The organism is Rhodobaculum claviforme (genome assembly GCF_016653255.1).
Lineage (GTDB): Bacteria > Pseudomonadota > Alphaproteobacteria > Rhodobacterales > Rhodobacteraceae > Rhodobaculum > Rhodobaculum claviforme.
Genome location: NZ_NHSD01000172.1, coordinates 1 through 6919, shown reverse-complemented (window position 1 = coordinate 6919; position 6919 = coordinate 1). Strand labels below are relative to the sequence as shown.

Sequence of the window (6919 nt, the reverse complement as noted above, 5' to 3'; positions counted from 1 at the left end):
GGTGGCGAGCCACCCCACGCGCGCGCGGCCCGAACCGGGCGCGCAGCTGCCGCCCCGGCCGCCGGGGGGGCCGTCCCCGCCAATCCTCCCGCCCAGCGGCGCTGACCGGCCGCCCGGGCTGTGACCCCGTGCCGCCCTGCGGGATCCCGCCTGCGGGCCCGCGCGGGTCCGGCGCGCGCATCTTTACGCGGCCCTTACGCCGGGGCGCGGGTTCCGGCATGGCGCCCTTACGGGGTGGGGCCCGATATTCGACCTGCAACAATCGCAGGGGATACCCATGCTGGACATCGTCTATCTCGCGCTCGGCGTGGGCGGGTTCGTGGCGCTGATGCTCGTCACCCGCGCGCTCGGGCGGCTGTGAGGGGGGGCGCGATGCTTGACCTCATCCTTGGCCTTGCCGTGGCGGCGGGGCTGTTCGTGTATCTCGGGGCAGCCCTTCTGCGCCCCGACCGGTTCTGAGGGGGGCGGGGATGGGCACCGATCTTCTCGTCTTTGCGCTCTATGGCGCGGTCACGGTGGCGCTGGCCTGGGGGCTGGCGGGCTACATGCACCGGGTCTATGCCGGGGAGCGGGTGTTCCTGTCGCCCGTGCTGGCCCCGGTGGAACGCGCGTTCTACGCCGCCGCCGGCACCGGGCCGGACCGGCTGCAGGGCTGGACGGGCTATGCGCTGGCGGTGCTGGCGTTCAACCTCGCGGGGTTCGTTCTTCTGTTCGCCATCCTGCGGCTGCAGGGGCTGACGCCGTGGAACCCCGAAGCCATCGCGCCGATGGCGCCGGATCTGGCGTTCAACACCGCGATCAGCTTTGTCACCAACACCAACTGGCAGGCCTATGGCGGCGAGGGGGAACTGTCGTACTTCAGCCAGATGGTCGGGCTGGGGGTGCAGAACTTCGTCTCGGCCGCGACCGGCATGGCGGTGGCCGTGGCGGTGATCCGGGGCTTTGCCGCCCAAGGCACGGGGCGGCTGGGCAATTTCTGGGTCGATCTGACGCGCACGGTGCTTTATGTCCTCTTGCCGCTGGCGATCCTGATGGCGCTGTTGCTGGTCAGCCAGGGCGTGCCGCAGACTTTGGCGGCGTATGCCCGCGCGATCACGCTGGAGGGCGCCGAGCAGGTCATCGGCCAGGGCCCTGCCGCGAGCCAGATCGCCATCAAGCAGCTGGGCACCAACGGCGGCGGCTTCTTCTCGGTCAACTCCGCGCATCCGCTGGAGAACCCGACGATCCTGTCGAACATGGCGCAGAGCGTCTCGATCCTGCTGATCCCGGTGGCCTTCTGCTTCCTGTTCGGGCGCATGGTGGCCGACCGACGGCAGGGCCTCGCGATCTTCGCGGCCATGGGCATCCTGTTCGTCGCGGGCCTGAGCGTGATCTATGCGCAGGAACTGGCGGGCAACCCGCTGCTGGCCTCCGAGGCCGGGGTGACGGGCGGCAACATGGAGGGCAAGGAGACCCGCTTCGGCATCGCCCTGTCGGCCCTCTGGGCGCAGGCGACGACGGCGGCGTCCAACGGCTCGGTCAACGCCATGCACGACAGCTTCATGCCGCTGTCGGGCCTCGTGATGCTGGTGAACATGCAGGTGGGCGAGGTGATCTTCGGCGGCGTCGGCGCGGGGTTCTACGGGATGCTGCTCTATGTCGTGCTGGCGGTGTTCCTGGCCGGGCTGATGGTCGGGCGCACGCCGGAATACCTGGGCAAGAAGATCGAGGGGCGTGAGGTCACGCTGGCCGTGATCGCCTTCCTGTCGATGCCGCTGGGCATCCTCGTGTTCGGCGCGCTGGCCGCGACCGTGCCGCAGGCCTTGGCGGCGGTGCAGGACCCGGGGCCGCATGGCCTCAGCCAGATCCTCTATGCCTATTCCTCGGCCACGGGCAACAACGGCTCGGCCTTTGCGGGGTTCGGCGCGGACCTGCCGTTCCACACGACCTTGCAGGGGATCGCGATGATGCTGGGCCGGTTTGCCTTCATCGTGCCCATGCTGGCCGTGGCGGGCGCGCTCAGCCTCAAGACCCCCGCACCGGCCAGCGCGGGCACGTTTCCCACGCATACCCCGCTGTTCGTGGTGCTGCTGATGATCACCGTCGTGATCCTCGGTGCGCTCACCTTCTTTCCCGCCCTGCTTCTGGGTCCGATCGCCGAGCATGTCTCGATGATCGCCGGGCAGAGCTTCTGAGGACAAACCCATGTCGAAACAGACCCTTTCCGGGCCGTCGCTGGCCGGGCTTGCCCCGCGGGCGGGCCGCCAGGCGCTGGCCAAGCTCGATCCCCGCGCGCTGGTGCGCAACCCGGTGATCTTTGCCACCGCCGTGGTGGCGGCGCTGGTGACCGTGCTGGGGCTGCGCGATCTGGCGTCGGGGGCGCCGGATGCGGGCGTCGCCCTGCAGATCGCCCTGTGGCTCTGGGCCGCCGTCCTGATCGCCAACTTCGCCGAGGCGCTGGCCGAAGGCCGCGGCCGGGCGCGCGCCGACAGCCTGCGCGCCACCAAGACCGAGACGCAGGTCAAGGTCCTGCGTCAGGCCGACAGTCCGCACGACAGCGCCACGCGCGTCAGCTCGGCCGCGCTCAAGAAGGGCCAGATCGTGCTGGTGCAGGCGGGCGACATCATTCCGGCCGACGCCGAGGTGGTCGCGGGCGTCGCCTCGGTGGACGAGAGCGCCATCACCGGCGAATCCGCCCCGGTGATCCGCGAATCCGGGGGCGATTTCTCCTCCGTCACCGGGGGCACGCGCATCGTGTCGGACTGGCTGGTGCTGCGGGTGGTCTCGGAGCCGGGGCGCAGCTTCCTCGACCGCATGATCGCGCTGGTGGAGGGGGCCGAGCGGCAGCGCACCCCCAACGAGGTCGCGCTGAACATCCTGCTCGCGGGCTTCACGCTGATCTTCCTGTTCGTCGTGGTCACGCTGGAGCCGTTCGCGGTGTTCTCCGGCATCTCGATCCCGGTGGTGTTTCTGGCAGCCCTGTTCGTGACGCTGATCCCCACCACCATCGGGGGGCTTCTGTCGGCCATCGGCATCGCCGGCATGGACCGGCTGGCACGCGCGAACGTCGTCGCCAAGTCGGGCCGCGCGGTGGAGGCCGCGGGCGACGTCGATGTGCTGCTCCTGGACAAGACCGGCACCATCACCTTCGGCAACCGCATGGCCGATGCGCTGATCCCCGCCGCCGGAGTGGCCGAACGCGCCCTGGCCGAGGCCGCGCTGGCCGCCAGCCGCGCGGATGAGACGCCCGAGGGTAAGTCGCTGGTCGATCTGGCCCGCCGGATGCTGGGCGGCGACGGTGCGCCGCTGCCGGTGGCCGAGGCCATCGCCTTCTCCGCCCAGACCCGGCTGTCGGGTGTGGATCTGGCCGACGGCACGAAGCTGCGCAAGGGCGCGGTGGATGCGGTGCTGCGCCATACGGGGGCCACGCTCGACCGCGGCCTGGCGGCCAGCGTCGATCAGATCGCGCGGTCGGGCGGCACGCCGCTGCTGGTGTCGCGGGGCGACCGTATCCTGGGCGCCGTGCATCTGAAGGACATCATCAAGCCCGGCGTGCGCGAACGCTTTGCGGAACTGCGCGCCATGGGCATCCGCACGGTGATGATCACCGGCGACAACCCCCTGACCGCCGCCGCCATCGCCGCCGAGGCCGGCGTGGACGACTTCCTGGCCGAGGCCACGCCCGAGGCCAAGCTGGACCTGATCCGCAAGGAACAGGACGGCGGGCGGCTGGTGGCGATGTGCGGCGACGGATCCAACGACGCGCCCGCGCTGGCGCAGGCCGACGTGGGCGTGGCGATGAATTCCGGCACCCCGGCGGCCAAGGAGGCCGCGAACCTCATCGACCTCGACAGCGATCCGACCAAGCTGATCGAGGTGGTGCTGGTGGGCAAGCAGCTCCTGATCTCGCGCGGGGCGCTGACGACGTTTTCCATCGCCAATGACGTCGCCAAATACTTCGCCATCCTTCCGGCGCTGTTCGTGGCGGCCTATCCCGGCCTTGCGGCGCTGAACCTGATGAACCTTGCCAGCCCGCAAAGCGCGATCCTGTCGGCGGTGATCTTCAATGCGCTGGTGATCCTCGCGCTGATCCCGTTGGCGCTGCGGGGGGTGGCCTATGCGCCGGCCTCGGCGGCGGCACTGCTGCGGCGCAACCTGACGATCTACGGCCTCGGCGGGCTGGTGGTGCCGTTTGTCGGCATCAAGGCCATCGACCTAGCGGTCGGCGCCCTCGGGCTGATGTAAGGAGAGATCCCATGATGACCCATCTTCGCCCCGCGCTGGTGATGCTCGCCCTGATGGTCGGGCTCACCGGCCTTGCCTATCCGCTGGCCATGACCGGCCTCGCGCAGGCCCTGTTCCCCGCGCAGGCCAACGCCAGCCTGATCGCGCGCGACGGCCGGATCGTCGGCTCCGCCCTCGTGGCGCAGGCGTTCACGGGCGCGCACTATTTCCACCCCCGCCCCTCGGCCGCGAACTTCGACGCCACCGACTCGGGCGCCACCAACTTCGGCCCCACCAACGCCGCCCTGATCGCGCAGGTGGCCGAGCGGGCCGAGGCGTTCCGCACCGCCCATGCCGTCACCGTCGTGCCCATCGACGCCGTCACCGCCTCGGCCAGCGGCCTCGACCCGCACATCTCGCTGCAGAACGCGCGGTTGCAGGCCGGCCGGGTGGCCGAGGCGCGCGGCGTGCCGCTGCGCGACGTGCTGGCCGAGATCACCGCCCAGGCCGAGGCGCCGTGGCTGGGCCTGTTCGGTGACCCGCGCGTCAATGTGCTGCGCCTCAACCTCGCCCTTGACGACCGCCTGCCGCTGCCCGCCCCTGAGGGCGACAGCCCCACGGGATGAGCCGATGACCCGCACCGACCTGCGCCCCGAACCCGAAGCCCTGCTGGCCCAAGCCGGGCGGGAGGGGCGCGGGCGGCTGAAGATCTTCCTCGGGGCGGCGCCCGGCGTGGGCAAGACCTATGCCATGCTGGAGGACGCGCGCCGCCGCGCCGCCGACGGCGTGGATCTGGTCGCGGCCGTGGTGGAAACCCACGGCCGGGCCGAGACCGAGACGATGCTCGCGGGCCTCGTGGTGCTGCCCAAGCGGCCGCAGTTCCACCGCGACCGGATCCTGCACGAGATGGACCTCGACGGGCTGCTGGCGCGCCGCCCCGCGCTCGCGCTGATCGACGAGCTGGCGCATACGAACGTCGAAGGCAGCCGCCACGAGAAACGCTGGCAGGACGTGGAGGAGGTGCTGGCCGCCGGCATCGACGTCTGGACCACGCTCAACATCCAGCACCTGGAGACGCTGAACGACCGCGTGGCCCGCATCACCGGTGTGCGCGTGCGCGAAACCGTGCCCGACGCGGTGCTGGAGATGGCCGACGAGATCGAGCTGATCGACCTGCCCCCCGAGGAGCTGATCGAGCGGCTGCGCGCGGGCAAGGTCTATATCCAGGACCAGATCGCGCGGGCGGTGCAGAACTTCTTTGCAAAGGGCAACCTGACGGCGCTGCGCGAACTGGCGATGCGCGCCGCCGCCGACCGGGTGGACGCGCAGTTGCAGGAACACATGCGCGCCAACGCCATCGGCGGGCCCTGGCCCACGCAGGAACGCATCCTGGTGGCGGTGGACGAATCCCCCGTGTCGCGCGCGCTGATCCGCACCGCCCGCCGCATGGCCGAGCGCTCCCGCGCGGCGTGGATCGTCGTCACCGTCACCTCGGCCCAGGCCGAGGCGCTGCCCGACGCCGACAAGGACGCCATCGCGGGCGCGCTGCGGCTGGCCGAACGGCTGGGGGCCGAGATCGCCACCCTGCACGCCGCCGGACCGGTAGCGGCCGAGATCCTCGACTTCGCCCGGCGCCGCAATGTCAGCCGCATCCTGGTGGGCAGGCCCCGGCCCCGCCCCCTGTGGGCCCGGCTGGGGCGCGAGGATGTGTCGGGCGATCTGACCCGCGCGCGCGACTTCGAGGTGACGCTGGTGTCGGACCCGAGGGAGGACCCCCCGCCCCCCGCCCGCCGCCGCTGGGACGTGGAGCGTGACCCGCGCGTCCATGCCATGGCGATGGGCATCGTGGCGGTGGCGGGGCTGCTGGCGGGGGTGGCGGATGTGTATCTGCCGGTGGCCACGCTGTCGCTGATCTTCATGACCGGGGTGATCGTGGTGGCGGTGCTGCACGGGCTGTGGCCGGCGCTGCTGGCGGCCTGTGTCAGTTTCCTCGTCTACAACTTCTTCTTCACGGTGCCGCGCAACACCTTCATGATGGTGCGGCAGGACCAGATCCTGACGCTGGGGCTGTTCCTGTTCGCCTCGGTGGTGACGGGCAATCTGGCGGCCCGGCTGCGCAGGCGGGCCATCGCACAGCGCGCCATCGCGGAACGCACCAACCTGCTTTACGACTTCGCCCGGCAGGTGGCGGGGGCGGGCGCCTCGGGCGATGTGCTGCGCGCGGCGGCCACCCATGTCGGCGGCGCGCTGGGGTGCGAGACGGTGCTGCTGCGCCCCGGCGCCTTTGGCCGCCCCCTGATCGTCGCGTCCGAGCCTGCGCGCGACACCCTCGACCTGCGCGAGGCCTCGGCGGCGGATTACGCCTGGACGCGGGGCGAGGCGGCGGGGCGCGGTTCGGGCACGCTGCCCGCCAGCCGCTGGCTGTTCCTGCCGGTCAGCGCGGGCGGGCGGCGACTGGCGGTGCTGGGCATCGCCTGGCCCGACGGGCGGGCGTTTTCGCCGGTGGACCGGCGGCTGCTGGATGCGCTGGTCGATCAGATCGCCGTGGCGCTGGAGCGGACTGAACTGCAACGCGACCTCGAACACTCCCGCGTCAGCTCCGAGGCGGAGCGGCTGCGCGCGGCGCTGCTGTCCTCGGTCAGCCACGACCTGCGCACGCCGCTGGTGTCGATCATCGGGGCTGCCTCGTCGCTGGCCGACCCCGACCTGCCCCTGC

The 6919-nt window shown here is 71.5% G+C and carries 5 protein-coding genes; all 5 read left to right on the top strand.

Annotation, left to right across the window (positions count from 1 at the left end; translation table 11 throughout):
- Positions 1-357: 357 nt before the first annotated feature.
- Entirely contained in the window at positions 358-459 is a 102-nt protein-coding gene (gene kdpF, locus CCR87_RS05680; RefSeq protein WP_338048882.1) for a K(+)-transporting ATPase subunit F, read from the top strand.
- 11 nt (positions 460-470) lie between these two features.
- Positions 471-2174, top strand: a complete 1704-nt coding sequence (gene kdpA, locus CCR87_RS05675) for a potassium-transporting ATPase subunit KdpA (protein ID WP_201156595.1) — start codon at positions 471-473, stop codon at positions 2172-2174.
- Positions 2175-2184: 10 nt separating this feature from the next.
- Positions 2185-4224: a potassium-transporting ATPase subunit KdpB gene (kdpB, locus tag CCR87_RS05670; RefSeq protein WP_201156594.1), complete on the top strand. Its 2040-nt coding sequence runs from the start codon at positions 2185-2187 to the stop codon at positions 4222-4224.
- Positions 4225-4235: 11 nt separating this feature from the next.
- On the top strand, positions 4236-4829 hold the full coding sequence (gene kdpC / locus CCR87_RS05665; RefSeq protein ID WP_201156593.1) for a potassium-transporting ATPase subunit KdpC: 594 nt from the start codon (positions 4236-4238) through the stop codon (positions 4827-4829).
- A 4-nt stretch (positions 4830-4833) separates the two neighbouring features.
- Positions 4834-6919, top strand: a 2086-nt coding sequence (locus CCR87_RS05660; RefSeq protein ID WP_201156592.1) for a sensor histidine kinase, incomplete at its 3' end; no start/stop codon positions are given.

What these genes read in the sequence shown, in the direction of transcription:
- kdpA (WP_201156595.1), top strand. Translation starts at nt 471, where the DNA reads ATGGGCACCGATCTTCTCGTCTTTGCGCTCTATGGCGCGGTCACGGTG.
- kdpB (WP_201156594.1), top strand. Translation starts at nt 2,185, where the DNA reads ATGTCGAAACAGACCCTTTCCGGGCCGTCGCTGGCCGGGCTTGCCCCG.
- kdpC (WP_201156593.1), top strand. Translation starts at nt 4,236, where the DNA reads ATGATGACCCATCTTCGCCCCGCGCTGGTGATGCTCGCCCTGATGGTC.